Annotated in this window: 20 protein-coding genes; 14 read left to right on the top strand and 6 right to left on the bottom strand. The window is 69.5% G+C overall.

Going from position 1 to position 26,988, the window contains the following annotated elements; translation table 11 throughout:
- The first annotated feature begins 8 nt into the window (after nucleotides 1-8).
- The 9 genes from ftsW (at nucleotide 9) to ACFVJQ_RS01990 (ending at nucleotide 8,529) form a co-directional block, all read left to right on the top strand.
- Nucleotides 9-1,361 carry a putative lipid II flippase FtsW gene (gene ftsW / locus ACFVJQ_RS02030; RefSeq protein WP_385509369.1) on the top strand — a complete coding sequence of 451 codons (1,353 nt, stop codon included), beginning with the start codon at nucleotides 9-11 and terminating at the stop codon, nucleotides 1,359-1,361.
- Nucleotides 1,362-1,367: 6 nt separating this feature from the next.
- Nucleotides 1,368-2,465, top strand: coding sequence for an undecaprenyldiphospho-muramoylpentapeptide beta-N-acetylglucosaminyltransferase (murG, locus tag ACFVJQ_RS02025; RefSeq protein WP_385509368.1), 1,098 nt, complete (start codon nucleotides 1,368-1,370; stop codon nucleotides 2,463-2,465).
- Between the two features lie 26 nt (nucleotides 2,466-2,491).
- Nucleotides 2,492-3,286, top strand: a complete 795-nt coding sequence (locus ACFVJQ_RS02020) for a cell division protein FtsQ/DivIB (RefSeq protein WP_385509366.1) — start codon at nucleotides 2,492-2,494, stop codon at nucleotides 3,284-3,286.
- A 279-nt stretch (nucleotides 3,287-3,565) separates the two neighbouring features.
- Nucleotides 3,566-4,756 carry a cell division protein FtsZ gene (gene ftsZ, locus ACFVJQ_RS02015; RefSeq protein ID WP_129797406.1) on the top strand — a complete coding sequence of 397 codons (1,191 nt, stop codon included), beginning with the start codon at nucleotides 3,566-3,568 and terminating at the stop codon, nucleotides 4,754-4,756.
- Nucleotides 4,753-5,484: a peptidoglycan editing factor PgeF gene (gene pgeF / locus ACFVJQ_RS02010; protein WP_385780229.1), complete on the top strand. Its 732-nt coding sequence runs from the start codon at nucleotides 4,753-4,755 to the stop codon at nucleotides 5,482-5,484. Before ftsZ ends, pgeF begins: the two co-directional genes overlap by 4 nt.
- Before the next feature lie 5 nt (nucleotides 5,485-5,489).
- Nucleotides 5,490-6,209, top strand: a complete 720-nt coding sequence (locus ACFVJQ_RS02005) for a YggS family pyridoxal phosphate-dependent enzyme (protein WP_385509455.1) — start codon at nucleotides 5,490-5,492, stop codon at nucleotides 6,207-6,209.
- A gap of 128 nt (nucleotides 6,210-6,337) precedes the next feature.
- Nucleotides 6,338-6,979, top strand: coding sequence for a cell division protein SepF (locus tag ACFVJQ_RS02000; RefSeq protein ID WP_385509363.1), 642 nt, complete (start codon nucleotides 6,338-6,340; stop codon nucleotides 6,977-6,979).
- 58 nt (nucleotides 6,980-7,037) lie between these two features.
- Nucleotides 7,038-7,325, top strand: a complete 288-nt coding sequence (locus ACFVJQ_RS01995) for a YggT family protein (protein WP_385509362.1) — start codon at nucleotides 7,038-7,040, stop codon at nucleotides 7,323-7,325.
- Nucleotides 7,326-7,380: 55 nt separating this feature from the next.
- A complete protein-coding gene (locus ACFVJQ_RS01990) occupies nucleotides 7,381-8,529 on the top strand; it encodes a DivIVA domain-containing protein (RefSeq protein WP_224737511.1) in 1,149 nt (382 codons plus the stop codon).
- A 341-nt stretch (nucleotides 8,530-8,870) separates the two neighbouring features.
- Here the strand turns inward: ACFVJQ_RS01990 and ileS are convergent, their stop codons facing one another.
- Nucleotides 8,871-12,014, bottom strand: a complete 3,144-nt coding sequence (gene ileS / locus ACFVJQ_RS01985; protein ID WP_385509360.1) for an isoleucine--tRNA ligase — start codon at nucleotides 12,012-12,014, stop codon at nucleotides 8,871-8,873.
- Between the two features lie 603 nt (nucleotides 12,015-12,617).
- Between ileS and ACFVJQ_RS01980 the strand changes: the two genes are divergently transcribed.
- The 3 genes from ACFVJQ_RS01980 (at nucleotide 12,618) to ACFVJQ_RS01970 (ending at nucleotide 16,507) form a co-directional block, all read left to right on the top strand.
- Nucleotides 12,618-14,735, top strand: coding sequence for a TraR/DksA C4-type zinc finger protein (locus tag ACFVJQ_RS01980; RefSeq protein WP_385780224.1), 2,118 nt, complete (start codon nucleotides 12,618-12,620; stop codon nucleotides 14,733-14,735).
- Between the two features lie 100 nt (nucleotides 14,736-14,835).
- Nucleotides 14,836-15,498, top strand: a complete 663-nt coding sequence (gene lspA, locus ACFVJQ_RS01975; RefSeq protein WP_385509358.1) for a signal peptidase II — start codon at nucleotides 14,836-14,838, stop codon at nucleotides 15,496-15,498.
- 64 nt (nucleotides 15,499-15,562) lie between these two features.
- Entirely contained in the window at nucleotides 15,563-16,507 is a 945-nt protein-coding gene (locus ACFVJQ_RS01970; RefSeq protein ID WP_129797397.1) for an RluA family pseudouridine synthase, read from the top strand.
- A 54-nt stretch (nucleotides 16,508-16,561) separates the two neighbouring features.
- Here ACFVJQ_RS01970 and ACFVJQ_RS01965 read toward each other — a convergent pair whose 3' ends face one another.
- Complete coding sequence (locus ACFVJQ_RS01965; protein WP_385509357.1) at nucleotides 16,562-17,683, bottom strand: mechanosensitive ion channel family protein; 1,122 nt, start codon at nucleotides 17,681-17,683, stop codon at nucleotides 16,562-16,564.
- A gap of 106 nt (nucleotides 17,684-17,789) precedes the next feature.
- Here ACFVJQ_RS01965 and ACFVJQ_RS01960 point away from each other — a divergent pair, with 106 nt between their 5' ends.
- A complete protein-coding gene (locus tag ACFVJQ_RS01960) occupies nucleotides 17,790-18,359 on the top strand; it encodes a dienelactone hydrolase family protein (protein WP_224738275.1) in 570 nt (189 codons plus the stop codon).
- A gap of 21 nt (nucleotides 18,360-18,380) precedes the next feature.
- Here the strand turns inward: ACFVJQ_RS01960 and ACFVJQ_RS01955 are convergent, their stop codons facing one another.
- From ACFVJQ_RS01955 to ACFVJQ_RS01940, 4 genes are all read right to left on the bottom strand, one after another.
- Nucleotides 18,381-20,042: an alkaline phosphatase D family protein gene (locus tag ACFVJQ_RS01955; RefSeq protein ID WP_385780221.1), complete on the bottom strand. Its 1,662-nt coding sequence runs from the start codon at nucleotides 20,040-20,042 to the stop codon at nucleotides 18,381-18,383.
- Between the two features lie 126 nt (nucleotides 20,043-20,168).
- Nucleotides 20,169-20,969 (bottom strand): DsbA family protein, encoded by an 801-nt coding sequence (locus ACFVJQ_RS01950; RefSeq protein WP_385509355.1) that lies wholly within the window; start codon nucleotides 20,967-20,969, stop codon nucleotides 20,169-20,171.
- Between the two features lie 86 nt (nucleotides 20,970-21,055).
- Entirely contained in the window at nucleotides 21,056-21,745 is a 690-nt protein-coding gene (locus ACFVJQ_RS01945; protein WP_385780218.1) for a hypothetical protein, read from the bottom strand.
- Nucleotides 21,746-21,824: 79 nt separating this feature from the next.
- Entirely contained in the window at nucleotides 21,825-23,153 is a 1,329-nt protein-coding gene (locus ACFVJQ_RS01940; protein WP_385780216.1) for a DUF2252 domain-containing protein, read from the bottom strand.
- Nucleotides 23,154-23,369: 216 nt separating this feature from the next.
- Here ACFVJQ_RS01940 and dnaE point away from each other — a divergent pair, with 216 nt between their 5' ends.
- Nucleotides 23,370-26,909 (top strand): DNA polymerase III subunit alpha, encoded by a 3,540-nt coding sequence (gene dnaE / locus ACFVJQ_RS01935; protein ID WP_385509351.1) that lies wholly within the window; start codon nucleotides 23,370-23,372, stop codon nucleotides 26,907-26,909.
- Nucleotides 26,910-26,988: the final 79 nt, after the last annotated feature.

Here is a 26,988-nt window from a genome sequence, read left to right as displayed (position 1 = left end):
AGCCGGTGATGTCCGGCAGCCGTACGGGGCGTCCTCCGGTTCGGCGGGCCGTCCGCGGGCCCGCCGCTCCCCGGCCGCCGCGCGAGAACCCCTTCGTACGCTTCTCCACGCGTGCGCGCAGAGCGTGGGACCGGCCGCTGACCGCGTACTACCTGATCCTCGGCGGCAGTCTGCTGATCACCGTGCTGGGCCTGGTGATGGTCTACTCGGCCTCCCAGATCACCGCCCTGCAGATGTCCCTGCCGGGGTCGTACTTCTTCCGCAAGCAGATGCTGGCCGCCGTCATCGGCGCCGGGCTGCTGTTCGCCGCGTCGCGGATGCCGGTGAAGCTGCACCGGGCGCTGGCCTACCCGATCCTGGCGGGCGCCGTCTTCCTGATGGCTCTGGTGCAGGTGCCGGGGATAGGGATGGCAGTCAACGGCAACCAGAACTGGATCGCCCTCGGCGGCTCCTTCCAGATCCAGCCCAGTGAGTTCGGCAAGCTCGCGCTGGTGCTGTGGGGCGCCGACCTGCTCGCCCGCAAACAGGACAAGAAGCTGCTGGCGCAGTGGAAGCACATGCTGGTGCCGCTCGTGCCGGTCGCCTTCATGCTGCTCGGGCTGATCATGCTCGGTGGCGACATGGGCACGGGGATCATCGTCACGGCGATCCTGTTCGGGTTGTTGTGGCTGGCGGGAGCACCGACCCGGCTGTTCGTCGGGGTACTGGCGGTGGCCGCGGTGATCGGCACGGTCCTCATCCAGAGCAGTTCCAACCGGCTGGACCGGTTCCGCTGCATCGGTGCCACCGAGATGGGCCCGGACGGCTCCTGCTGGCAGGCCGTGCACGGGATCTACGCCCTCGCCTCCGGCGGACTCTTCGGTTCCGGGCTCGGTGCAAGTGTGGAAAAATGGGGTCAACTCCCCGAAGCGCACACCGACTTCATCTTCGCCGTCACCGGTGAGGAACTGGGCCTGGCGGGGACGCTGTCGGTGCTCGCCCTCTTCGCCGCTCTAGGCTATGCAGGCATCCGCGTGGCCGGACGCACGGAGGACCCCTTCGTGAGGTATGCCGCGGGAGGTGTGACCACCTGGATCACGGCCCAGGCCGTGATCAACATCGGTGCGGTGCTCGGTCTGCTGCCGATCGCCGGCGTCCCCCTCCCGCTGTTCTCCTACGGGGGATCCGCCCTGCTGCCGACCATGTTCGCCATCGGGCTGCTGATCGCCTTCGCGCGCGACGAGCCCGCTGCGCGGGCGGCGCTTGCGATGCGGCAACCCCGCTTTGGTAGAAAGCGGGGGGGTGGGGGCTCTCAGGGGCCTCGGAGATGGAACACGATGCGACGGCGCGCCTCGGCGGCGCGCACGTCCGGAGAGCGGTGAATTTCGGTGCATGTCGTACTCGCCGGCGGAGGGACCGCCGGCCACATCGAGCCCGCGCTCGCCCTCGCGGACGCCCTGCGCAGGCAGGACCCGACCGTGGGAATCACGGCCCTGGGCACGGAGCGCGGCCTGGAGACCCGACTCGTACCCGAGCGCGGGTACGAACTCGCGCTGATCCCTGCAGTACCCCTGCCGCGCAAGCCCACCCCCGAGCTGATCACCGTCCCGGGTCGGCTGCGCGGCACGATCAAGGCGGCCGAGCAGATCCTGGAGCGCACCAAGGCGGACGCGGTGGTCGGTTTCGGCGGCTATGTCGCCCTGCCCGGCTACCTGGCCGCCAAGCGACTCGGTGTGCCGATCGTCATCCACGAGGCCAACGCCCGCCCCGGCCTCGCCAACAAGATCGGCTCGCGGTACGCCGCCAAGGTCGCCGTCTCCACGCCGGACAGCAAGCTGCGTGACGCCCGCTACATCGGCATCCCGCTGCGCCGCTCCATCGCCACCCTCGACCGGGCTGCCGCGCGCCCCGAGGCCCGCGCGATGTTCGGCCTCGACCCGAACCTGCCGACCCTGCTCGTCTCCGGCGGTTCGCAGGGCGCCCGCCGCCTCAACGAGGTGGTCCAGCAGGTCGCTCCGTGGCTCCAGCAGGCCGGGATCCAGATCCTGCACGCGGTCGGCCCGAAGAACGAACTGCCGCAGGTGCACCAGATGCCGGGAATGCCCCCCTACGTCCCGGTAAGTTACCTGGACCGGATGGACCTCGCGTATGCCGCGGCCGACATGATGCTCTGCCGCGCGGGCGCGATGACCGTCGCCGAACTCTCCGCCGTCGGGCTCCCGGCCGCCTACGTCCCGCTGCCCATCGGCAACGGCGAACAGCGGCTGAACGCCCAGCCGGTGGTGAAGGCCGGCGGCGGACTGCTGGTCGACGACGCGGAACTCACCCCCCAGTGGGTGCAGCAGAACGTCCTGCCCGTGCTCGCCGACCCGCACCGGCTGTACGAGATGTCCCGCGCCGCCGCCGAGTTCGGCCGCCGGGACGCCGACGAACTCCTCGTCGGCATGGTGTACGAGGCGATCGCCGCGCATCGTGCACATCGCTAGGCACGTGTGACGGAAGGCAGGGGAGCGTGGTCGGACCCACCACCGCCGAACGCGGTGCGCGCCGGCAGGAGTCGTCCGGTCCGCCCCCTGCCCGGCGGCTGAAACCGCCCCGGCTTCGTACGATCATCATCCTCGCGATCGTGCTGGTCCTCCTCGGCGCGGGCGGGGGTTGGCTGTTGTACGGCTCGCAGATGCTGCGCGTGGAGCGCGTGACCGTCTCCGGGACCCGGGTCCTGGCGCCGGCGCAGGTGCGCGAAGCCGCCGATGTTCCGCTCGGATCGCCGCTGATTTCCGTCGACACCGATGGGATTGAGACGCGACTTCGTCAGAAATTGCCCCGAATTGACGCAGTTGATGTGGTCCGTTCCTGGCCCCATGGAATCGGTCTGAAAGTGACCGAGCGGACTCCGGTTCTGCTCGTCGAAAAGGGCGCGGAGTTCGTAGAAGTGGACGACGAGGGTGTCCGGTTCGCCACGGTTTCTGAGGCTCCGAAAGGCGTCCCGCTTCTCGAATTGACGATGTCCCGGTCGGGTTCGGCCGCGGCCAGCCACCGACGCTTCGGCGAGCACCGGCTGGTGCGGGAGGCGGTACGCGTCGCCGGTGCCCTTCCGGCCGCGATCGCACGCGACACCCGGGTCGTCAAGGTCCGTTCCTACGACGACATCTCGCTGGAGTTGAGCGGCGATCGGACAGTCGCGTGGGGGAGCAGCGAGAAAGGGCGCGCGAAGGCCCGTACGCTCGCCGCTCTCATGAAAGCCGCCCCCGCCGCCCGGCACTTCGACGTCAGCGTTCCCACCGCCCCTGCGTCATCAGGGAGTTGACGGACATCGGCGCAGGCCAGCACCCTGGTTGGGCAGCGCTACGCCTGATCACATAGGGTGAAAAGAAAAACGGGAGGTTCGGCGTGTTCGTTGAACGTGCGCCACTTGTCGACTTAGTGTCCTGTTCAGAAGACTCCAGGGAACAGACACACTGGTAACCCTAAACTTCAACGTTAGGGTTCGGGTCGGCGATACGGACCGTCCCCATCGGCATCAGTCGTCGGATCGCGGCAAGGCCGCGAGGCGGCGACACGTAACTCGAGGCGAGAGGCCTTCGACGTGGCAGCACCGCAGAACTACCTCGCAGTCATCAAAGTCATCGGTGTCGGCGGCGGTGGTGTCAATGCCATCAACCGGATGATCGAGGTCGGTCTCAAGGGCGTCGAGTTCATCGCCATCAACACCGACGCGCAGGCGCTGTTGATGAGCGACGCCGACGTCAAGCTCGACGTCGGCCGCGAACTCACCCGCGGACTCGGCGCCGGAGCCAACCCGGCCGTCGGCCGCAAGGCCGCCGAGGACCACCGCGAGGAGATCGAGGAGGTCCTCAAGGGGGCCGACATGGTCTTCGTGACGGCCGGTGAAGGCGGCGGCACCGGCACCGGCGGCGCGCCCGTCGTGGCCAACATCGCACGCTCATTGGGCGCCCTCACCATCGGCGTGGTCACGCGCCCGTTCACCTTCGAGGGGCGGCGCCGTGCCAACCAGGCCGAGGACGGCATCGCCGAGCTCCGCGAAGAGGTCGACACCCTCATCGTCATCCCGAACGACCGCTTGCTGTCCATCTCGGACCGCCAGGTCTCGGTCCTGGACGCCTTCAAGTCGGCGGACCAGGTCCTGCTCTCCGGTGTCCAGGGCATCACCGACCTCATCACCACCCCTGGCCTCATCAACCTCGACTTCGCCGACGTCAAGTCGGTCATGTCCGAGGCCGGTTCGGCCCTCATGGGCATCGGCTCGGCCCGCGGTGACGACCGCGCGGTGGCCGCGGCCGAGATGGCGATCTCCTCGCCGCTGCTCGAGGCGTCCATCGACGGCGCCCGGGGCGTGCTGCTCTCCATCTCCGGCGGTTCCGACCTCGGTCTGTTCGAGATCAACGAGGCCGCCCAGCTGGTGAGCGAGGCCGCCCACCCCGAGGCCAACATCATCTTCGGTGCGGTCATCGACGACGCCCTCGGCGACGAGGTCCGGGTCACCGTGATCGCGGCCGGCTTCGACGGGGGCCAGCCGCCGGCCCGCCGGGACAACGTGCTCGGCGCCTCCTCCCCCAAGCGCGAGGAGCCCACTCCGGTACGGCAGCCCGAGAGCCGCCCGTCCTTCGGCTCGCTCGGCAGCGTGAAGCCGAAGGAGGAGCCGGAGCCCGCGCCGGAGCCGGTGAGCGACCTCCAGGCTCCCCCGCCGGTCCCGACGTCGCGGAACTACGCGGACAGTGCGGCCGAGGAGCTGGACGTACCGGACTTCCTGAAGTGATAGGACAGGGCGACACCGTGAACGGCGCGCACTTCGCCTTCACCGACAGGTGGGGCGGGGTGAGCGCCGTTCCGTACGAGGAGCTCAACCTCGGCGGAGCCGTCGGCGACGTCCCCCAGGCCGTCCGCACCAACCGCGAGCTCGCGGCCAAGTCGCTGGGACTGGATCCCGGCGAGGTCGTCTGGATGAACCAGGTGCACGGCAACGACGTGGCCGTGGTCGACGGGCCCTGGGGCTCCCCGGCCGGGATTCCGCCGGTCGACGCGATCGTCACCGCACGCCGTGGCCTCGCCCTCGCGGTTCTGACCGCCGACTGCGTGCCCGTACTGCTCGCCGACCCCGTCGCCGGGATCGCCGCCGCGGCCCATGCGGGCCGGCCCGGCATGGTCGCCGGAGTCGTCCCCGCCGCGCTACGCGCGATGATGGAACTGGGTGCCGAGCCGCACCGCATCGTCGCCCGCACCGGACCCGCCGTCTGCGGCCGGTGCTACGAGGTGCCCGAGCCGATGCGCGCCGAGGTGGCCGCCGTGGAACCGGCGGCATACGCCGAGACGAGCTGGGGTACGCCCGCGGTCGACGTGGCCGCCGGTGTGCACGCCCAGCTCGAACGCTTCGGGGTAGGTGACCGGGCGCAGTCGCCGGTGTGCACGCTGGAGTCAGGCGACCACTTCTCGTACCGCCGCGACCGGACCACGGGTCGGCTCGCGGGCTATGTCTGGCTGGACTGATGGGCATGACGGATCGTAAGGACGAACTCGCCGCAAATCTGGCGAAAGTGGAGGAGCGTATCGCCGCGGCCTGTGCGGCCGCCGGGCGAGCGCGCGAGGAGGTGACCCTGATCGTGGTCACCAAGACCTATCCCGCGAGCGATGTGCGGGTCCTGTCGGAACTCGGTGTGCGTCATGTCGCCGAGAACCGCGATCAGGACGCGGCGCCCAAAGCCGCCGAATGCTCGGATCTGCCCCTTACATGGCACTTTGTGGGTCAGTTGCAGACCAACAAGGTTCGTTCTGTGGTCGGTTACGCGGATCTCGTGCAGTCCGTCGATCGTTCCAAGCTTGTCACAGCCCTGTCCAAGGAGGCCGTGCGCGCCGGGCGTGAGGTGGGCTGTCTGATCCAGGTCGCGCTCGACGCGGGCGAGAGCGGGAGAGGGGAGCGGGGCGGCGTAGCGCCCGGCGGAATCGGGGAGTTGGCGGACCGCGTGGCGGCCGCCGAGGGGCTGAGGCTCGACGGACTGATGACCGTCGCACCGCTCACCGGAGAGTACGCCGGACGCGAACTGGCGGCATTCGAGCGGATGATGGATTTGTCGACTGACCTGCGCAGGGCCCATCCGGCTGCCACCATGGTCTCGGCAGGCATGAGTGCGGACCTCGAACAGGCCGTGGCTGCCGGAGCGACACATGTGCGCGTCGGCACTGCGGTACTCGGAGTCCGCCCCAGGCTCCGGTAACGTCGCCAAGAGTCGGACCACAGCAGAAAATATGGTCATTACCGTCGAAGGGCGGGCGTAACGACCTCGTGGATCGCGGGCACTTGGCAGTCGTCAGCCGATCCACCACAGAGCGGAGGACTCAGAGAATGGCCGGCGCGATGCGCAAGATGGCGGTCTACCTCGGCCTCGTGGAGGACGATGGGTACGACGGCCGGGGTTTCGACCCCGACGACGACTTCGAACCCGAACTGGACCCGGAGCCCGAGCGGGACCACCGGCGGCACGAGCCGTCGCACCAGCCTCATGGTGCACATCAGCCCCAAAGGGAAGAATCGGTACGGGTGGTGCAGCCTCCGGCGCCTCGTGAGCCGGTCGCACATTCCACTTCGCTACCCGCGGAATCGGGACGTCCGGCGCGCATCGCGCCCGTGGCATCCATCACACAAGAACGCGCAAGCCTGGAGAAGAACGCACCGGTGATCATGCCCAAGGTCGTGTCGGAACGAGAGCCTTACCGGATCACCACGCTTCACCCGCGGACCTACAACGAGGCCCGTACCATCGGGGAACACTTCCGTGAAGGCACCCCGGTGATCATGAATCTGACTGAGATGGATGACACAGACGCGAAGCGACTTGTCGACTTTGCGGCCGGTTTGGTGTTTGGTCTTCACGGCAGCATCGAGCGGGTGACGCAGAAGGTGTTCCTGTTGTCGCCTGCTAACGTCGATGTCACGGCGGAGGACAAGGCCCGCATCGCAGAGGGCGGGTTCTTCAACCAGAGCTGAGACGCACCACCGGAATGAACGCACGAAACAGGGAACAGGGGAGAGGGAAGCACCAGTCATGAGCGTGGTCTTGCAGGTTCTCTACATCGCGCTGACGGTCTTCCTCATCGTGCTCATCTTCCGGTTGGTCATGGACTACGTCTTCCAGTTCGCCCGCTCGTGGCAACCCGGCAAGGCGATGGTGGTCGTTTTGGAGGCCACCTACACTGTCACTGATCCACCGCTCAAGCTTCTGCGGCGGGTCATTCCGCCGCTGCGTCTCGGGGGCGTGGCGCTCGACCTGTCCTTCTTCGTACTGATGATCATCGTCTACATCCTGATCACGCTCGTGCGGAGCGCGATGTGAGCGATGTGACAGATACGGTCTTGCCGACTGCCGACGACAACGTTGAGGTGAAGAGATGCCGTTGACCCCCGAGGACGTGCGGAACAAGCAGTTCACGACCGTCCGCCTCCGAGAAGGCTATGACGAGGACGAGGTCGATGCCTTCCTCGACGAGGTCGAAGCCGAACTGACCCGCCTGCTCCGCGAGAACGAGGACCTGCGGGCCAAGCTGGCCGCGGCCACGCGTGCTGCTGCCCAGAACCAGCAGAACATGCGCAAGCCCCCGGAGCCGCAGGACCAGCAGCAGGGTGGCATGCCCCAGCAGGGCGGCATGCCCCAGCAGGGCGGCATGCCGCAGCAGGGCATGCGCGGTCCGGGCGCTCCGGTACCCGCCGGCATATCGGGCCCGCCGCAGCAGCAGATGGGTGGCCCCATGGGTGGCCCGCCCCAGCTGCCGAGCGGTGCACCGCAGCTGCCCGCCGGTCCCGGCGGTCAGGGTCCGCAGGGTCCCGGCCCGATGGGTCAGGGTCCGATGGGCCAGGGGCCGATGCAGGGCCAGATGGGCCCGGGCCCCATGGGCGGTCCGATGGGCGGCCCCGGCATGCCCGGTCAGGGCGGCCCCGGCGGCGACAGCGCCGCCCGAGTCCTCTCGCTGGCCCAGCAGACTGCCGACCAGGCGATCGCCGAGGCCCGCTCCGAGGCCAACAAGATCGTCGGTGAGGCGCGTTCGCGTGCCGAGGGTCTGGAGCGCGACGCGCGCGCCAAGGCCGACGCGCTGGAGCGGGACGCGCAGGAGAAGCACCGTGTCGCGATGGGCTCCCTGGAGTCCGCCCGCGCGACGCTGGAGCGCAAGGTCGAGGACCTGCGCGGCTTCGAGCGCGAGTACCGCACGCGGCTGAAGTCCTACCTGGAGTCGCAGCTGCGTCAGCTGGAGACCCAGGCGGACGACTCGCTCGCCCCGCCGCGGACCCCGGCGACCGCGTCGCTCCCGCCGTCCCCGGCGCCTTCCATGGCCCCGGCCGGTGCGAGCGCCCCGTCGTACGGCGGCAACCAGACGATGGGCGGCGCGCCCGCTCCGTCGGCGCCCTCCTACGGTGGCGGTCAGCAGCAGATGTCCCCGGCGATGACCCAGCCGATGGCTCCGGTCCGGCCGCAGGGGCCGTCGCCCATGGGCCAGGCTCCGTCGCCGATGCGTGGGTTCCTCATCGACGAGGACGACAACTGACGGTTCGTAGTACGGCGTAGGCGTCGGCAGCGTTCAGGGCGGGGCCCCGGATTTTGATCCGGGGCCCCGCCCTTTTGCTACGCGGGTTCACGGGGTTTGCGGTGTTTGTTCGGGCCTGGGGGCGGTGTCCGACGCACGAAACGCCGAAGGCCCAGGCCGCCAAGAAATCTTGGTCGGCCTGGGCCTTCGATGTGCGCGGGGTTGGGGCTGAGGTCGGGTGGGTCGCGCTGCCCGGCGCTGGCGGAGTGCCGCCTGCGCCCACCCGTGCCGCCCCAGCGGCACGACTGCCCGCAGGCTGCGCCGTGGCCCGCAGGCTGCGGCGGCTGCGGGCTTGCGTGTGGCTACGCCTTGCGCAGGCGGAACGTCAGGGTCAGGGACTCGTCCGTGAACGGGTCGCCGTAGCTGTCGTCCGCCTCGCCCTGGGCGAAGTCCGGGGCGAGGACCTCGTCGGCGATCAGCTCCGCGTGCTCGGTCAGGGCCGCGACGACCGCCGGGTCCGTCGCCGTCCAGCGCAGGGTGATCCGGTCGGCGACGTCGAGGCCGCTGTTCTTGCGGGCCTCCTGGATCAGGCGGATCGCGTCACGGGCCAGGCCCGCGCGGCGGAGTTCCTCCGTGATCTCCAGGTCCAGGGCGACCGTCGCGCCCGAGTCGGACGCCACCGACCAACCCTCGCGCGGGGTCTCCGTGATGATCACCTCGTCGGGAGCCAGGGTGATCGTCTCGCCGTCGACCTCCACCGAGGCCGTGCCCTCGCGCAGGGCGAGGGACAGCGCGGCCGCGTCCGCGTTCGCGATGGTCTTCGCCACGTCCTGGACACGCTTGCCGAACCGCTTGCCCAGCGCGCGGAAGTTGGCCTTCGCGGTCGTGTCGACCAGGCTGCCGCCGACCTCGCTCAGCGACGCGAGCGACTCGACGTTCAGCTCCTCCGTGATCTGCGTGTGCAGTTCGCGGTCCAGGGACTCGAAGCCGGTCGCCGCGATCAGCGCGCGCTTCAGCGGCTGGCGGGTCTTGACGCCCGACTCCGCGCGCGTGGCACGGCCCAGCTCCACCAGGCGGCGCACCAGCACCATCTGCTTCGACAGCTCCGGGTCGATGGCGGTGAGGTCCGCCTCCGGCCACGCCGCCAGGTGCACCGACTCCGGGGCGCCCGGTGTGACCGGCACGACCAGGTCCTGCCAGACCCGCTCGGTGATGAACGGGGTCAGCGGTGCCATCAGCTTCGTGACCGTCTCGACGACCTCGTGCAGGGTGCGCAGCGCCGCCTTGTCGCCCTGCCAGAAGCGGCGCCGGGAGCGGCGTACGTACCAGTTCGACAGATCGTCGACGAACGCCGACAGCAGCTTGCCGGCGCGCTGGGTGTCGTACGCCTCCAGGGACTGGGTCACCTGGTCGGTCAGCGCATGCAGTTCGGACAGCAGCCAGCGGTCCAGGAGCGGGCGGTCGGCCGGGGCCGGGTCGGCCTCGGACGGAGCCCAGCTGGACGTACGGGCGTACAGGGCCTGGAAGGCGACCGTGTTCCAGTACGTCAGGAGCGTCTTGCGGACGACCTCTTGGATGGTGCCGTGGCCGACCCGGCGGGCCGCCCACGGGGAGCCGCCGGCCGCCATGAACCAGCGGACCGCGTCCGCGCCGTGCTGGTCCATCAGCGGGATCGGCTGGAGGATGTTGCCCAGGTGCTTGGACATCTTCCGGCCGTCCTCGGCGAGGATGTGGCCGAGGCAGACGACGTTCTCGTAACTGGACTTGTCGAAGACCAGCGTGCCGACCGCCATCAGCGTGTAGAACCAGCCGCGGGTCTGGTCGATGGCCTCGCTGATGAACTGCGCCGGGTAGCGGGACTCGAAGAGGTCCTTGTTCTTGTACGGGTAGCCCCACTGCGCGAACGGCATCGAACCCGAGTCGTACCAGGCGTCGATGACCTCCGGCACGCGCGTGGCCGTCTGGGCGCACTGCGGGCAGGCGAAGGTGACCTCGTCGATGAACGGGCGGTGCGGGTCGAGGCCGGACTGGTCGGTGCCGGTGAGCTCGGTGAGCTCGGCGCGGGAGCCGACGACCGTGAGGTGGTCGTCCTCGCAGCGCCAGATCGGCAGCGGGGTGCCCCAGTAGCGGTTGCGGGACAGGGCCCAGTCGATGTTGTTGTTCAGCCAGTCGCCGTAGCGGCCGTGCTTGACCGTGTCCGGGTACCAGTTGGTCCGCTCGTTCTCCGCCAGGAGGCGGTCCTTGATCGCCGTGGTGCGGATGTACCAGGACGGCTGTGCGTAGTAGAGGAGCGCGGTGTGACAGCGCCAGCAGTGCGGGTAGCTGTGCTCGTACGGCAGGTGCTTGAAGAGCAGGCCGCGGTTGCCGAGGTCCTCGGTGAGCTTTTCGTCGGCCTTCTTGAAGAAGACGCCGCCGACCAGGGGGACGTCCTCCTCGAAGGTGCCGTCCGGGCGGACGGGGTTCACGACGGGCAGGCCGTAGGAGCGGCAGACCCGGAGGTCGTCCTCACCGAAGGCGGGGGACTGGTGGACCAAGCCGGTGCCGTCCTCGGTGGTGACGTAGTCGGCGTTGACCACGAAGTGGGTGTCCACGTCCGCCGGGAACTCGACCAGCTCGAACGGGCGCTGATACGACCAGCGCTCCATCTCGGCGCCGGTGAAGGTCTGGCCGGTGGCTTCCCAGCCCTCGCCGAGCGCCTTGGCGACGAGCGGTTCGGCGACGACGAGCTTCTCCTCGCCGTTCGTCGCGACGACGTAGGTGACCTCGGGGTGGGCGGCGACGGCCGTGTTGGAGACCAGGGTCCAGGGGGTCGTCGTCCACACCAGGAGCGCGGCCTCGCCGGCCAGCGGGCCGGAGGTGAGCGGGAAGCGGACGTAGACGGACGGGTCGACGACCGTCTCGTAGCCCTGCGCCAGCTCGTGGTCGGACAGGCCGGTGCCACAGCGGGGGCACCAGGGGGCGACGCGGTGGTCCTGGACGAGCAGGCCCTTGTTGAAGATCTCCTTGAGCGACCACCAGACCGACTCGATGTACTCGGGGTCCATCGTGCGGTACGGGTCGTTGAGGTCGGTCCAGTAACCCATGCGGGTCGTGAGCGCTTCGAAGGCGTCGGTGTGGCGGGTCACCGACTCGCGGCACTTGGCGTTGAACTCGGCGATGCCGTACGCCTCGATGTCCTGCTTGCCGCTGAAGCCGAGTTCCTTCTCCACCGCCAGCTCCACCGGGAGGCCGTGGCAGTCCCAGCCGGCCTTGCGTGCCACGTGGTAGCCGCGCATGGTGCGGAAGCGGGGGAAGACGTCCTTGAAGACGCGCGCCTCGATGTGGTGGGCGCCCGGCATGCCGTTGGCGGTGGGCGGGCCTTCGTAGAACACCCACTCGGGGCGGCCCTCGGACTGCTCCAGGCTCTTGGCAAAGATCTTCTGCTCGCGCCAGAAGTCGAGCACGGCGTGCTCAAGGGCGGGCAGGTCGACCTGGGCGGGCACCTGGCGGTACGTCGGCGTTGTCATCTGCGAGCTTCCTCCGGCGGACTTGCTGCCTTCCGTCCGGAGGGACGAGAGCCATGTCTTCCTTACGCCGCTTTCGGCGCGCTCCCGCGGTACCACCCTCCTTGGCCCGCCGACGCATGGTGTGCCTCGGTGAGCCCCCTCATTGGGGTCGCGATGCCGGTTCTACTCGCCGCGGTGGGTTTCCTGCGGCTTTCTTCCGGCGGCTCCGGGGTGATCTTCACGTCGCGCTCGCCCCCGGGCTTCCACCGTCCCCGGGTCGCTCTGGGCTGCGTACGCCGCTACTCGTCCCCATCCACGCTTCTCGCTCCGCCCAGTGTACGGCTCCGGGGGGACAGCGGCCGACCGGATTTCCGGCGCCGGAGGGTGGGGCGGGGGCATGTGCGAGATGACCCGAATGGTGAGGTGCGCGGCTTTCGATCCGGGGATGTCCCGACTCGGCGGATTACCCGGCGGGGAGCTGGGCACAACGCATGCATGCCGGCCGCGTGGCGGTCGCGGGGCGGGCGAATCGGGTGGCATGCCCCGTTGCCGCGGGACTCAAGTCGATTTATCGTCCCAGCACGATTCGCGTGCAAAATCACAAAATGTGAAGGGGCCGCGGCCATGGTGGCGAAAAAGACGGCCGTACAGCAGTCGGGGTCCGAGAGGACCGTGCGCGCCACGGGTGCCTCCGGCGGCGCGGCCAAGGACGTGGACGGGAAGAAGAGCACGCAGAGGGCGGCGACCGTGAGGCGGACGGTGGCCAAGGCAGTGAAGACGGTGCGGGGGGCTGTAGGCAGGGGGAGCGCGGGATCGGGGGCGACGGGTGCTGCGGGGGGCGGAGCCGGGCCGGGGACCGTGGCCGGTGGGAAGACGGTTGCGGAGAGGGGCGGTGCGAAGGAAAGGGGGGCGGCGGGGAAGGGCAGGACGGGGGGTGTGACGGGCGCGGCCGGGAAGAAGGCGGCCGCGGAGTCAGGGATGGCGTCGAAGAGGGGGGCCGGGACGGGGGCGGGTGGGAAGAAGGCGGCCGAAAGGGCGGCGGCTGGTACGACGGCCCGTGCTCCCAGGGCGGCCGGTGGGAAAAGCCCTGCCAAGAAGGCCACGGCGACAGCTGCGAAGCAGCCGCCCGAGAAGGGGGAGACGAAGCGGACACCGACCGGGAGGGCGGCCGCTGAGACGGCGGCTGGGGAGGCGGCGACTGGGAGGGCGGGGGCTGGGAAGCGGTCGGTCAGGGAGGCGGCGGCGAAGGGATCGGCGGCTGGAGCGGCGGCTGGGAAGCAGTCGGTCAAGAAGTCGGCGGCCAAGGAAACGGCGGCTGGGAAGCGGCCGGTCAAGAAGACGGCGGCGAAGGAAACGCAGGCTGCGAATGCGGCGGCCAAGGAGGAGGCGGCTGGTAAGCGGGTCGGCAAGAAGAGGGCGGCCAAGGAGACGGGGACCAAGAAGAGGGTCGCCGAGGAGGCCTCGGCCAAGGAGGCCCCGGTCAAGGGGAGGGCCGGCGAGAGCCCCCCGGCAAAGCAGACGGGCGCCGCGACGAAGACGGCCGCCAAGAAGGCAGCCGCCAACAGGGCCCCGGCGAAGAAGACGGCTGCCAAGAGCGAGGCCGTGGCCAAGGAAGGGGTCGCTGAGAAGCGGGCCGCGGAGAAAAAGACGGCCCAGAGAGCGGCTGCGGAGAGGAGGAAGCCCGCCAGGAAGGTGGCCGCGGGGAAGGAGGCCGCCCCAAAGGGGACCGCCCAGAAGGGGGCCGCGGTGGAGGCGGCTGCCCGGAAGGTGGCTGGCGAGAAGAAGGACGCCAGGGAGGTGGCCGCGGGGAAGGAGGCCGCCCCAAAGGGGACCGCTCAGAAGGGGGCCGCGGAGGAGGTGACTGCCCGGAAGGTGGCTGCCCCAAAGGAGAGGGCCCAGAGAGCCACGGCCCAGAAGGCGGCTGCGGTGGAGGCGGCTGCCCGGAAGGTGGCTGGCGAGAAGAAGGACGCCAGGGAGGTGGCCGCGGGGAAGGAGGCCGCCCCAAAGGAGACGGCCCAGAGGGGGACCTCCCAGAAGGGGACCGTCCACAGGGCGGCCGGGCAGAAGGTGGCCGCTGAGGAGGCCGTCGCCGAAAAGGCGGTTGCCGAGAAGGCGGTTGCCGAGAAGGGGGCCGGCGAGGTCGTGGGGGGCGAGAAGGAAGCGGTGGTGGGGGAGGGAGCCGCGGGGGCTGAGCGTGCGGGCAAGAAGAGCACGGCCAAAAAGGTGGGCGCGGCGCAGGCCGCGAAGCAGACGGGAGCCACGACGGTGGTTGCGAAGAAGACTCCTGGCCAGGCCACGGCGGCGAAGACCGCCGTCCCCAAGGCACGGATCGCCGCGGCGGAGCCGGGCGATCTGGCGGTGCGCCCCGGTGAGGACCCCTGGACCCCGGAAGAGGTCGCGGAGGCCCGCACGGAGCTGATGTCCGAGGCGGAGCGGCTACGCGCCGAGATCTCCTCCTCCGAGGTGTCCCTCGCCGGTCTGATGCGGGACTCCGGGGACGGCGCCGGCGACGACCAGGCGGACACCGGCACCAAGAACATCACGCGCGAGCATGAACTGGCGCTCGCAGCCAACGCGCGCGAGATGCTCACCCAGACCGAGCGCGCCCTGCAGCGCCTCGACACAGGCACGTACGGCCTGTGCGAGAACTGCGGCAACCCCATCGGCAAGGCCAGGATGCAGGCCTTCCCGCGGGCCACGCTCTGCGTCGAGTGCAAGCAGAAGCAGGAGCGCCGGTACTGACCGGCACCGGCCGAACCGTCGTACGCCTCCTGGGCACATGCAGCACGGGAGGCGTGCCGTACCCTCGTGCTCAGTCAGGCACCTAGGTTGAAGGACTCACGTGGCAGAGGCGGAGCGCATCATCGGTACGCCGGACACCCCGGACGCGGCGCGGGCCGAACAGGACCGGCCCGGCGACGACGCGGCGCCGGGTGAGCGGTCGGGCTCCGAGCCGGCACAGACCCCGGCCGGCGGTTCCGGCGCGGATGAGCAGTCGGCTCCGGCCGAACAGCACCGGGGCAAGCGACGGATCGCCGTGCTGTTCGGGGTCGCCGCGTTCGCGTACGCCCTCGACCTGATCAGCAAGATCATCGTGGTGGCCGAGCTGGAGCACCACGACGCGATCGAGATCTTCGGGGACTGGCTGAGGTTGGACGCCATCCGCAACCCGGGCGCGGCGTTCGGCTTCGGCCAGGCGTTCACGATCATCTTCACGGTGATCGCGGCAGCCGTGATCGTCGTGATCGCCCGGCTCGCCCGCAAGCTGTACAGCCTGCCCTGGGCGATCGCACTCGGCCTGCTGCTCGGCGGTGCGCTCGGCAACCTCACCGATCGGATCTTCCGCTCGCCGGGCGTCTTCCAGGGCGCGGTCGTCGACTTCATCGCGCCCAAGCACTTCGCCGTCTTCAACCTCGCCGACTCGGCGATCGTGTGCGGCGGCATCCTGATCGTGCTGCTGTCCTTCAAGGGGCTGGACCCGGACGGGACCGTCCACAAGGACTGAGGCCCGAGGGCCGGCCGACAGGCTGGCGTACGGCGGTGTCGGACCCGTCCGGCATACTCGACGGGTGAGCACGATTCCCGAGATCCGTACCCTGCCCGTGCCGGACGGCCTGGAGGGCGAGCGCGTCGACGCCGCCATCTCCCGCATGTTCGGTTTCTCCCGTACCAAGGCCGCCGAGCTGGCAGCGGCGGGGAAGGTCACGGTCGACGGCTCGGTGGTGGGCAAGTCCGAGCGGGTGCGAGGCGGCGCCTGGCTCGAGGTCGAGATGCCGCAGGCGCCCGCGCCGGTGCAGGTGGTGGCCGAGCCGGTCGAGGGCATGGAGATCGTGCACGACGACGATGACGTGGTCGTGATCGTGAAGCCGGTGGGCGTGGCGGCGCATCCGAGTCCGGGCTGGTCCGGGCCGACGGTCATCGGCGGGCTGGCGGCGGCCGGCTACCGGATCTCGACGTCGGGCGCCGCGGAGCGGCAGGGCATCGTGCACCGGCTCGACGTCGGTACGTCGGGACTGATGGTGGTCGCCAAGTCCGAGCGCGCCTACACCTCGCTCAAGCGCCAGTTCAAGGAGCGCACGGTCGACAAGCGCTACCACACCCTGGTGCAGGGCCACCCCGACCCGACCAGCGGCACCATCGACGCGCCCATCGGCCGCCATCCGAATCACGACTACAAGTGGGCGGTCACGGCCGACGGCAAGCCGTCCGTCACGCACTACGACCTGATCGAGGCGTTCCGCGCGGCCTCCCTGCTCGACGTGAAGCTGGAGACCGGCCGCACACACCAGATCCGCGTCCACATGGCCGCGCACCGCCACCCCTGCGTCGGCGACCTGACGTACGGCGCCGACCCGACGCTCGCCAAGCGGCTGCACCTCACCCGCCAGTGGCTGCACGCCGTACGCCTCGGTTTCGAGCACCCCGGGGACGGCCAGTGGGTCGAGTTCGCCTGCGACTACCCCGCCGACCTGCAGAAGGCCCTGGACCAGGTCCGCGAGGAGACGTACGGATGACCCCCGCGTGGGTGGGGCTCCCCGTCGGCGGCTTCCTTCGGTCGTAGCCCTTCGTCAGCCTCGTTCCGGCCTCGGGGTGTCCACGGCTCGGCGTGGTGCCGCACCGTCGGGGGAGCGGCGGTTGCCGTTCGAGCCGGGGGGCAGGATCGCGTCCGCTGTGTTGACGCGGGGCAGGGCGTACGGGTGGTGGCGGACCAGCCAGCCGATCATCTGTTCGCGGACCGTGACCCGTACCGTCCAGACGTCGTCCGCGTCCTTCGCGGTCACCAGGGCCCGTACCTCCATGGTGTTGGGAGTGGTGTCCGTGACGTCCAGTCCGTAGTGGCGGCCGTCCCAGGCCGGGCACTCGCGCAGGATGTCGCGGAGCTTCTCGCGCATCGCGTCGACCGGAGCCGTGTGGTCGAGGTGCCAGTAGACGATGCCGGTCATCTGGGGGGTGCCGCGGGACCAGTTCTCGAAGGGCTTCGACGTGAAGTAGGAGACCGGCATGGTGATACGGCGTTCGTCCCAGGTACGGACCGTGAGGTACGTCAGGGTGATCTCCTCGACCGTGCCCCACTCGCCGTCCACCACGACCGTGTCGCCCAGCCGCACCATGTCGCCGAACGCGATCTGCAGCCCCGCGAACAGGTTGCTCAGCGTGGACTGCGCCGCCACACCGGCGACGATGCCGAGGATGCCCGCCGAGGCCAGCAGCGAGGCGCCCGCCGCGCGGAACGCGGGGAACGTCAGCAGCATCGCGGCGATGGCCACCACGCCCACGATCGCCGCGACCACCCGCATGATCAGCGTCACCTGGGTGCGCACCCGGCGGACCCGGGCCGGGTCGCGCTGGGCGCGGGAGCTGGCGTAGCGCGTGTACGACGTCTCGACGACCGCCGCCGCGATCCGGATCACCAGCCACGCCGCCGACCCGATCAGGACCAGCGTCAGGGCGCGGCCGATACCGACCCGGTGGTCCTGGAGCAGCTGCGCCGAGTCGTACGACGCTCTCAGCAGCGCCGCGCACAGCACGAGCTGGTACGGGATGCGGCCGCGGCGCAGCAGGCCCCACAGCTGGGTCTCGGGGTGCCGTTCGTCGGCCTTGCGCAGCAGCCGGTCGGTGGCCCAGCCGATCAGCAGTGTGAGCAGGACCGAGCCGCCGACCACGATCAGCGGGCGGAGTATGTTCTCCATGCCCACGAACGTAACCGGCTCAGGCGGGGACTGAACATGTGATTTCAACGCCGTTCTGGGCAATGCCCGGATCTGCGTTGTCGTACCCGGCTGGCACCATGGCCTCATGAACATCATGCTGTTTCACTCGACCTATGGCCTCAGACCCGCGGTGCGCGCCGCGGCGGACCGGCTGCGCTCAGCCGGTCACGAGGTGTGGACGCCGGACCTCTTCGACGGGCGGACGTTCGAGACGGTCGAGGACGGCATGGCGTTCAAGGAGGAGATCGGCAAAGACGAACTGCTCAGACGTGCCGTGCTGGCCGCCGCGCCCTATTCCGAACGGGGGCTGGTGTACGCCGGGTTCTCGCTCGGCGCCTCCATCGCGCAGACGCTTGCGCTGGGCGACGAGAAGGCGCGTGGCCTGCTGCTCCTGCACGGCACGTCGGACCTCGCGCCGAACACGTCCGTGGACGAACTCCCGGTCCAGTTGCATGTCGCCGAGCCGGATCCGTTCGAGACGGACGACTGGTTGAGCGCCTGGTATCTGCAGATGGGCAGAGCGGGGGCCGATGTGGAGGTCTACAGATACGCCGGGGCCGGGCACCTGTACACCGACCCTGAACTGCCCGACTACGACGAGGAGGCAGCCGAGGCCACCTGGCGGGTGGCGCTCGGCTTCCTCGACAGCCTGTAAAGGGCGCCCAACCGGGGGCGGTTACGCCGGGTCGTACGTCCGCTCGACCTTCTGTGTGCCGCTGAGCGTGCGGTACGAGCGGCTCCAGGACGAGGTCGCGTCGGCCTTCGTGCGGTCCGAGAGGACGTAGTAGTCCATCTGCGCGCGGTCCGCGGTGATGTCCAGGACGCCGTATCCGTGGCGGTCGGTGTCGACCCAGTGGACATGCCGGTTGGCCGCGCGGATGACCGGCGCGGCGACGGTGGAGACGGTGCCCTGGGGGACGTTCACCAGGTCGTCGAGGTTGTCGGACGTGACCGAGGTGACGACGAACTCCGTGGCGGCCGAGGCCGACAGCGGATACGTACCGGCGTTCACCGGCACGTCGTTGGCCCACGCCATGTGGATGTCGCCGGTGAGGAAGACGGTGTTGCGGATGGCGTTCGAGCGCAGATGCGCGAGGAGTTCGCGGCGGTCGTCGGTGTAGCCGTCCCACTGGTCGGTGTTGAGGGCGAGGCCCTCCTGGGGCAGACCGAGCAGCTTGGCGAGCGGCTTCAGCAACTCCGCGGAGAGCGAGCCGATCGCGAAGGGCGAGATCATCACCGCGTTGCCGACCAGCCGCCAGGTGGTGTCGGAGGACGCCAGCCCGGCCTTCAGCCAGTCCAGTTGGGCGCGCCCGGTGAGCGTACGGTCCGGGTCGTCCACGTCGCCGTTGCCGACAGAGGCCTGTTGCGAGCGGAAGGAGCGCAGATCGAGCAGGGAGAGGTCGGCGAGCTTGCCGAAGCGCAGCCGGCGGTAGGTCGTGCCGGCGATGGCCGGGCGCACCGGCATCCACTCGAAGTAGGCCTGCTTGGCGGCCGCCTGGCGTCCGGCCCAGGTGCCCTCGGCGCCCTCGGTGTGGTTCTCGGCGCCGCCCGACCAGGTGTCGTTGGCGATCTCGTGGTCGTCCCAGATCGCGACGACCGGGGCCGCGGCGTGCAGCGCCTGGAGGTCGGGGTCGGTCTTGTAACGGCCGTGCCGGGTGCGGTAGTCGGCGAGGGTGAGGATCTCGTGGGCGGGGGCGTGCGGTCGTACGACGGTGCCGCGCGTGCCGTACTCGCCGGTGCCGTACTCGTAGATGTAGTCACCGAGGTGCAGCCAGGCGTCCAGGTCGCCGCGGGCCGCGAGGTGGCGGTACGCGGCGAAGTAGCCGGCCTCCCAGTTGGCGCAGGAGACCACGCCGAAACGCAGGCCCGCGACGGCCGCGTCGGCGGCGGGGGCCGTACGGGTGCGTCCCGCGGGGGAGTCGGTGCCGCCCGCCGAGAAGCGGAACCAGTAGTCGGTGGCGGGCGCGAGGCCGCGGATGTCCGCCTTGACGGTGTGGTCGGTGGCGGCGGTCGCGGTGGTGGAGCCCTTGGCGACGACGTCGGTGAACGACTTGTCCCTGGCTACGACCCAGCTCACCCGGACGTCCGGGCCGAGTCCGGAGCCGGGTATCGCCTCCGTGGTGGGGGTCACGCGGGTCCACAGCAGGATGCCGTCGGGGAGGGGGTCGCCGGAGGCGACGCCGTGCAGGAAGGCGGGGGCCTCGGTGGCCGCGCGGGCGGGCAGGGCACCGGCCAGCGGAGCGGCGAGGACGGCTCCGGTCGCGGCGGCCTTGACAACCGTACGGCGGCGCGGAGCGGGGACGTTGGGGCTTGTGTGGGATCTGTGGCGACTGGTCACGGGCGATCAGATTACTGATCGGTAGTGACTTCGGTAAGGGACGGGTACGCGAAGAGCGGGCGAACCCGGAAGAGTTCGCCCGCTCTTTCGTCATGCTTCCGTACAGCGTTACCGCCTGACGGGGTGTTACTTCGTGACGCCCGCGTCCTTGAGCGCCGTCTGCCAATCGGCGACGGTGCTCGGGTTCTCGATCACCTTGTCGTTGATCTTGATGGTCGGGGTCGACTTGACGTCCTCGGTGTCGTCGAAGGTCTTGCTCATCTTCATCGCCCAGGCGTCGTAGGTGCCCTTCTCGACGGCGTCCTGGAACTTCTTGTTGTTCTTCAGCGCGTCGACCGTGTTGGCCACCTTGATCAGGTAGTCGTCCTTGGCGAACTCGTCGGTCGACTCCTCGGGGTGGTACTCCGCCGAGTACAGCGCGGCCTTGTAGTCCAGGAACGCCTCGGGGCTGACGTTCAGCGCGGCGCCGAGGGCGCTCAGCGCGTTCTTCGAACCCTCTCCGCTGAGGTTGCCGTCCAGGAAGGTGCCGATGGTGAAGGAGAGCTTGTAGTCGCCGTCCTCCATGCCCTTGTTGACGGTCTCGCCGACCGTCTGCTCGAAGGAGGCGCAGGCCGGGCAGCGCGGGTCCTCGTACAGGTGGACGACGTTGTCCGTCTTGGAGTCGCCGATGAGGACCGTGGTGCCGTCCTTGCCGGAGCTGTTGGCGGGGGCGACCACCTTCGCGTCGGCGGCCTCCTCCCACTTCGTGGGCTGGTTGGTCTGGACGACGGCGTAGCCGATGCCGCCGGCCACCGCGAGGACGCCGACGACCGAGCAGGCGACGATGATCTGCCGCCTGACCTTGGCCCGCTTGGCCTCGCGCTCACGCTCGATGCGCAGCCGCTCCCGGGCCGCCGTCTTCGCCGCCTGGCTGTTCCGCTTGCTCATGGTGATGATCTCCGTGTGGGACGCGCACATGTCGTACGCGGGATACGTGTGAGGGGGGTGGTCGTGCTCTTGCGGTGCCGCTCGGTTCAGACGAGGGCGAGGGAGCACGGCGGTCCACGCCGTCCCAGGGAGTGGGCGAGAAGCAGGTCGCGGGCGGTGGCCGTACGGCGGACGGGGCGAGGCAGCCGGGGCGCCGCCGGGGCGCGCCGTACCGTCACCGCGGTGACCGCCAGCAGCAGCGGGCGGAAGGTGGTCGCGGCCGTGGCGCACAGCAGCTGGGCCAGCGCACGCTCGCCGCGGCTCAGCCAGGCCGCCGCCAGCAGCCCCACACCGACGTGCGCGCCGAGCAGTAGCCAGGCCGTCTCCGGGTGGGCGTCCGCGAGCAGGGCGGCGACCCGGTCCGTGCCGGTGGTGCCGGCCATGCGGGCCAGCGGGGCGCCCACCTCGCCGCCGCACAGCACGTCCAGGCCGACCGAGCGCAGCGGGCCCGCGACGGGGCCGCCCGCCCGGCCGTAGCAGGCGTGCTGGCCGGCGGTGAACACCGTGTCGGCGGTCAGTTCCAGCGGGATCAGCAGGGCGGCGATCCGGCCGAAACCGCGCTCACGGCCGGCCAGTGCGTACGCGATCACGAACACGGTGGCGGTGATTGTCGCCACCGTGCCCACCGGCAGCGGGACCCCGGACAGCAGCACGTGCGACGCGGTGCTGAGGGTCACGACCAAGGCCGTGAACAGCGCCGCGCGTACGGCTCTGAGCTGTGTCCCGGATATGTCCATAGCGGGAAGAGTGTGTCACGGACTCCTGTAAGGGACTCCTAAAGGGTCCCTGTGAAACGGGTGGGGGGTCGGTGTTCGGTCACAGGCCGGGGATCCGGCCGTTGCGGAACAGGTCGACGAAGATCTGGTGGTCGGCACGCGCGCGTGCGCCGTAGCTGTGCGCGAAGTCGACCAGAAGCGGCGCGAGGCCCTCCTCGTCGGAGGCGATGGCCGCGTCGATGGCCCGCTCCGTGGAGAACGGCACCAGGTCCGAGTGGCCGCTTTCGTCGTCCGCGGCCGAGTGCATCGTGGCCGTCGCCCGGCCCAGGTCGGCGACGACCGCGGCGATCTCCTCCGGGTCGTCGATGTCGCCCCAGTCGAGATCGACGGCGTACGGCGACACCTCGGCGACCAGCTGGCCCGCGCCGTCCAGCTCGGTCCAGCCCAGCCACGGATCGGCGTGCGCCTGGAGCGCGCGCTGGGAGATGACCGTGCGGTGGCCCTCGTGCTGGAAGTACTCCCGGACCGCCGGGTCGGTGATGTGCCGGGAGACGGCCGGGGTCTGGGCCTGCTTGACGTAGATCACGACGTCGTTCTCGAGGGCGTCGCTGTTGCCCTCCAGCAGGATGTTGTACGACGGCAGACCGGCCGAGCCGATGCCGATGCCGCGGCGGCCGACGACGTCCTTCACCCGGTACGAGTCCGGGCGGGCCAGCGAGGACTCCGGCAGCGTCTCCAGATAGCCGTCGAAGGCGGCCAGTACCTTGTAGCGGGTGGCCGCGTCGAGCTCGATGGAGCCGCCGCCGGGAGCGAACCGGCGTTCGAAGTCGCGGATCTCGGTCATCGACTCCAGCAGCCCGAACCGGGTCAGCGAGCGGGCGTCGCGCAGGGCGTCGAGCAGCGGGCCCTCGGCGGTGTCCAGGGTGAAGGGCGGCACCTCGTCGCTCTTGGCGCCCGTGGCCAGGGCGTGGATGCGCTCACGGTAGGCGGCCGCGTAGATCTTCACCAGCTCGGTGATCTGCTCGTCGCTGAGTGCCTTCGCGTACCCGACGAGTGCGATGGAGGCGGCGAAGCGCTTCAGGTCCCAGGTGAAGGGGCCGACGTATGCCTCGTCGAAGTCGTTGACGTTGAAGATCAGACGGCCGGTCGAGTCCATGTACGTGCCGAAGTTCTCCGCGTGCAGGTCACCGTGGATCCACACGCGCGAGGTGCGCTCGTCCAGGTACGGACCGCCGCGCTTCTCCGCGTCGAGGTCATGGTAGAAGAGGCACGCCGTGCCCCGGTAGAAGGCGAAGGCCGAGGCCGCCATCTTCCGGAACTTCACGCGGAACGCGGCCGGGTCGGCGGCGAGGAGCTCGCCGAACGCGGTGTCGAAGACGGCGAGGATCTCCTCACCGCGTTGCTCGTCATTGAGCTGCGGGAACGACATCGCTGGGTGCCTCCTGGTGCGGGGGGTGGTACGTGACCTGTGAGACGGATGGTCCATGCCCGTGGCACGGATCACCCGCCATCTTCCAACGTTCGAAGGTACGCGGGAGTGCCCGCAGAATGTCAGTGCCGAGGCATAGACTTCGACGCTGTCCCCCAGACTGTCCGCAGCCTGTCGGACCCCCGTCGACGTACGTTTTCCTTGGAGGCCGCAGCCGTGTCAAAGCCGCCGTTCACGCACCTGCACGTCCACACCCAGTACTCGCTGCTGGACGGTGCCGCGCGGCTGAAGGACATGTTCAACGCCTGCACCGAAATGGGCATGACACACATCGCCATGTCCGACCACGGCAACCTCCACGGGGCGTACGACTTCTTCCACTCCGCGAAGAAGGCCGGAATCACCCCGATCATCGGGATCGAGGCCTATGTCGCCCCCGAGTCCCGGCGCAACAAGCGCAAGATCCAGTGGGGCCAGCCGCACCAGAAGCGGGACGACGTCTCCGGTTCGGGTGGTTACACCCACAAGACGATGTGGGCCGTGAACAAGACGGGCCTGCACAACCTCTTCCGGCTCTCCTCCGACGCGTACGCCGAGGGCTGGCTGCAGAAGTGGCCCCGGATGGACAAGGAGACCATCTCCCAGTGGTCCGAGGGGATCGTCGCCTCCACCGGCTGCCCCTCCGGCGAGGTCCAGACCCGGCTACGCCTCGGTCACTTCGACGAGGCCCTGAAGGCGGCCGCCGACTACCAGGACATCTTCGGCAAGGACCGCTACTTCCTGGAGCTGATGGACCACGGCATCGAGATCGAGCGCCGGGTCCGCGACGGCCTCCTGGAGATCGGCAAGAAGCTCGGCATCCCCCCGCTGGTCACCAACGACTCGCACTACACGTACGCGCACGAGGCGGGGGCGCACGACGCGCTGCTGTGCATCCAGACCGGCAAGAACCTCTCCGACCCCGACCGCTTCAAGTTCGACGGCACCGGCTACTACCTGAAGTCCACGGACGAGATGTACGCCATCGACTCCTCGGAGGCCTGGCAGGAGGGCTGCCGCAACACGCTGCTGGTCGCCGAGATGGTCGACACCACGGGCATGTTCGAGAAGCGCGACCTCATGCCCAAGTTCGACATCCCCGAGGGCTACACCGAGGTCACCTGGTTCAAGGAGGAGGTCCGCCGCGGCATGGAGCGCCGCTACCCGGGCGGCATCCCCGAGGACCGGCAGAAGCAGGCCGACTACGAGATGGACACCATCATCTCGATGGGCTTCCCCGGCTACTTCCTCGTCGTCGCCGACTTCATCATGTGGGCCAAGAAGCAGGGCATCGCCGTCGGCCCCGGCCGAGGCTCCGCGGCCGGCTCGATCGTCGCGTACGCCATGGGCATCACCGACCTCGACCCGATCCCGCACGGCCTGATCTTCGAGCGGTTCCTCAACCCCGAGCGCATCTCGATGCCCGACGTCGACATCGACTTCGACGAGCGCAGGCGCGTCGAGGTGATCAGGTACGTGACGGAGAAGTACGGCGCCGACAAGGTCGCCATGATCGGCACGTACGGCACCATCAAGGCCAAGAACGCGATCAAGGACTCCGCGCGCGTGCTGGGCTACCCGTACGCGATGGGCGACCGCCTCACCAAGGCCATGCCCGCCGACGTCCTCGGCAAGGGCATCCCGCTGTCCGGCATCACCGACCCGCAGCACCCGCGCTACTCGGAGGCGGGCGAGATCCGGGCGATGTACGAGAACGAGCCCGACGTCAAGAAGGTCATCGACACCGCCAAGGGCGTCGAGGGCCTGGTCCGGCAGATGGGCGTGCACGCGGCCGGCGTGATCATGTCCAGCGAGACCATCACCGACCACGTCCCCGTCTGGGTCAGGCACACCGACGGCGTGACCATCACGCAGTGGGACTACCCGAGCTGTGAGTCGCTCGGCCTGCTGAAGATGGACTTCCTGGGCCTGCGCAACCTGACCATCATGGACGACGCCGTCAAGATGGTGAAGGCCAACAAGGGCATCGACATCGACCTGCTGTCGCTGCCGCTGGACGACCCCACGACCTTCGACCTGCTCCAGCGCGGCGACACCCTCGGCGTCTTCCAGTTCGACGGCGGACCGATGCGCTCGCTGCTGCGGCTGATGAAGCCGGACAACTTCGAGGACATCTCCGCCGTGTCGGCCCTGTACCGCCCGGGGCCGATGGGCATGAACTCCCACACGAACTACGCGCTGCGCAAGAACGGCCAGCAGGAGATCACGCCGATCCACCCCGAGCTGGAGGAGCCGCTCAAGGAGGTTCTGGACGTCACCTACGGCCTGATCGTCTACCAGGAGCAGGTGCAGAAGGCCGCCCAGATCATCGCGGGCTACTCGCTCGGCGAGGCCGACATCCTCCGCCGTGTGATGGGCAAGAAGAAGCCCGAGGAGCTGGAGAAGAACTTCGTCATCTTCCAGGGCGGCGCCCGCAAGAACGGCTACAGCGACGAAGCGATCCAGGCACTGTGGGACGTGCTGGTCCCGTTCGCCGGCTACGCGTTCAACAAGGCGCACTCCGCGGCGTACGGACTGGTCTCGTACTGGACCGCGTACCTGAAGGCGAACCACCCCGCCGAGTACATGGCCGCCCTGCTCACCTCGGTCAAGGACGACAAGGACAAGTCGGCGGTCTACCTCAACGAGTGCCGCCGCATGGGCATCAAGGTGCTCCCGCCGAACGTCAACGAGTCCGAGGCCAACTTTGCCGCGCAGGGCGACGACGTGATCCTCTTCGGCCTGTCCGCCGTGCGCAACGTCGGCACCAACGTCGTCGAGTCGATCATCAAGTGCCGCAAGGCCAAGGGGAAGTACGCCTCGTTCCCCGACTACCTCGACAAGGTCGAGGCGGTCGTCTGCAACAAGCGCACCACGGAATCGCTGATCAAGGCCGGCGCCTTCGACTCGATGGGCCACACCCGCAAGGGACTGATGGCGCAGTACGAGCCGATGATCGACAACGTGGTCGCGGTCAAGCGCAAGGAGGCCGAGGGCCAGTTCGACCTCTTCGGCGGCATGGGCGAGGACGACACCAGCGAGCCCGGGTTCGGGCTCGACGTGGAGTTCTCCACCGAGGAGTGGGACAAGACCTATCTCCTCGCCCAGGAGCGGGAGATGCTCGGCCTGTACGTCTCCGACCACCCGCTCTTCGGCCTGGAGCACGTGCTGTCGGACAAGGCCGACGCGGGCATCGCCCAGCTCACCGGCGGTGAGCACGCGGACGGCGCGGTCGTCACCATCGGCGGCATCATCTCGGGCCTTCAGCGCAAGATGACCAAGCAGGGCAACGCCTGGGCGATCGCCACCGTCGAGGACCTCGCGGGCTCCATCGAGTGCATGTTCTTCCCGGCGACCTACCAGCTGGTGTCGACCCAACTCGTCGAGGACGCCGTGGTGTTCGTCAAGGGCCGCCTCGACAAGCGTGAGGACGTGCCGCGCCTGGTGGCGATGGAGCTGATGGTTCCCGACCTGTCGAACGCGGGAACCAACGCGCCCGTGGTGCTCACCATCCCGGCGACGAGGGTCACCCCGCCCATGGTCAGCCGGCTCGGCGAGATCCTCAGTCACCACAAGGGAGACAGCGAGGTGCGCATCAAGCTCCAGGGGCCGACCAAGACGACTGTGCTGCGGCTGGACCGGCACCGGGTGAAGCCGGATCCGGCACTGTTCGGCGATCTAAAGGTGCTGCTGGGCCCGTCCTGCCTCGCAGGCTGAGCAACCGACGTACGCGAGGGGCGCATCCGATGCCGGATGCGCCCCTCGTTCTGTGCCTGGGCTGCAACAGCCCGTCACG

Origin of the sequence: Streptomyces sp. NPDC127197 (genome assembly GCF_042672405.1) — a bacterium.
GTDB lineage: Bacteria > Actinomycetota > Actinomycetes > Streptomycetales > Streptomycetaceae > Streptomyces > Streptomyces flavusporus.
This window is presented reverse-complemented; position numbering and strand designations above follow the sequence as displayed.

Coding starts and splice junctions, on each gene's coding strand:
- ACFVJQ_RS01965 (WP_385509357.1), bottom strand. CDS start 17,683: ATGGAGAACATACTCCGCCCGCTGATCGTGGTCGGCGGCTCGGTCCTG.
- ACFVJQ_RS01945 (WP_385780218.1), bottom strand. CDS start 21,745: ATGGACATATCCGGGACACAGCTCAGAGCCGTACGCGCGGCGCTGTTC.
- ACFVJQ_RS01990 (WP_224737511.1), top strand. CDS start 7,381: ATGCCGTTGACCCCCGAGGACGTGCGGAACAAGCAGTTCACGACCGTC.
- ileS (WP_385509360.1), bottom strand. CDS start 12,014: ATGACAACGCCGACGTACCGCCAGGTGCCCGCCCAGGTCGACCTGCCC.
- ACFVJQ_RS01995 (WP_385509362.1), top strand. CDS start 7,038: ATGAGCGTGGTCTTGCAGGTTCTCTACATCGCGCTGACGGTCTTCCTC.
- ACFVJQ_RS01960 (WP_224738275.1), top strand. CDS start 17,790: ATGAACATCATGCTGTTTCACTCGACCTATGGCCTCAGACCCGCGGTG.
- ACFVJQ_RS01950 (WP_385509355.1), bottom strand. CDS start 20,969: ATGAGCAAGCGGAACAGCCAGGCGGCGAAGACGGCGGCCCGGGAGCGG.
- ACFVJQ_RS01980 (WP_385780224.1), top strand. CDS start 12,618: ATGGTGGCGAAAAAGACGGCCGTACAGCAGTCGGGGTCCGAGAGGACC.
- ACFVJQ_RS01940 (WP_385780216.1), bottom strand. CDS start 23,153: ATGTCGTTCCCGCAGCTCAATGACGAGCAACGCGGTGAGGAGATCCTC.
- ACFVJQ_RS02000 (WP_385509363.1), top strand. CDS start 6,338: ATGGCCGGCGCGATGCGCAAGATGGCGGTCTACCTCGGCCTCGTGGAG.
- ACFVJQ_RS02005 (WP_385509455.1), top strand. CDS start 5,490: ATGACGGATCGTAAGGACGAACTCGCCGCAAATCTGGCGAAAGTGGAG.
- ftsW (WP_385509369.1), top strand. CDS start 9: ATGTCCGGCAGCCGTACGGGGCGTCCTCCGGTTCGGCGGGCCGTCCGC.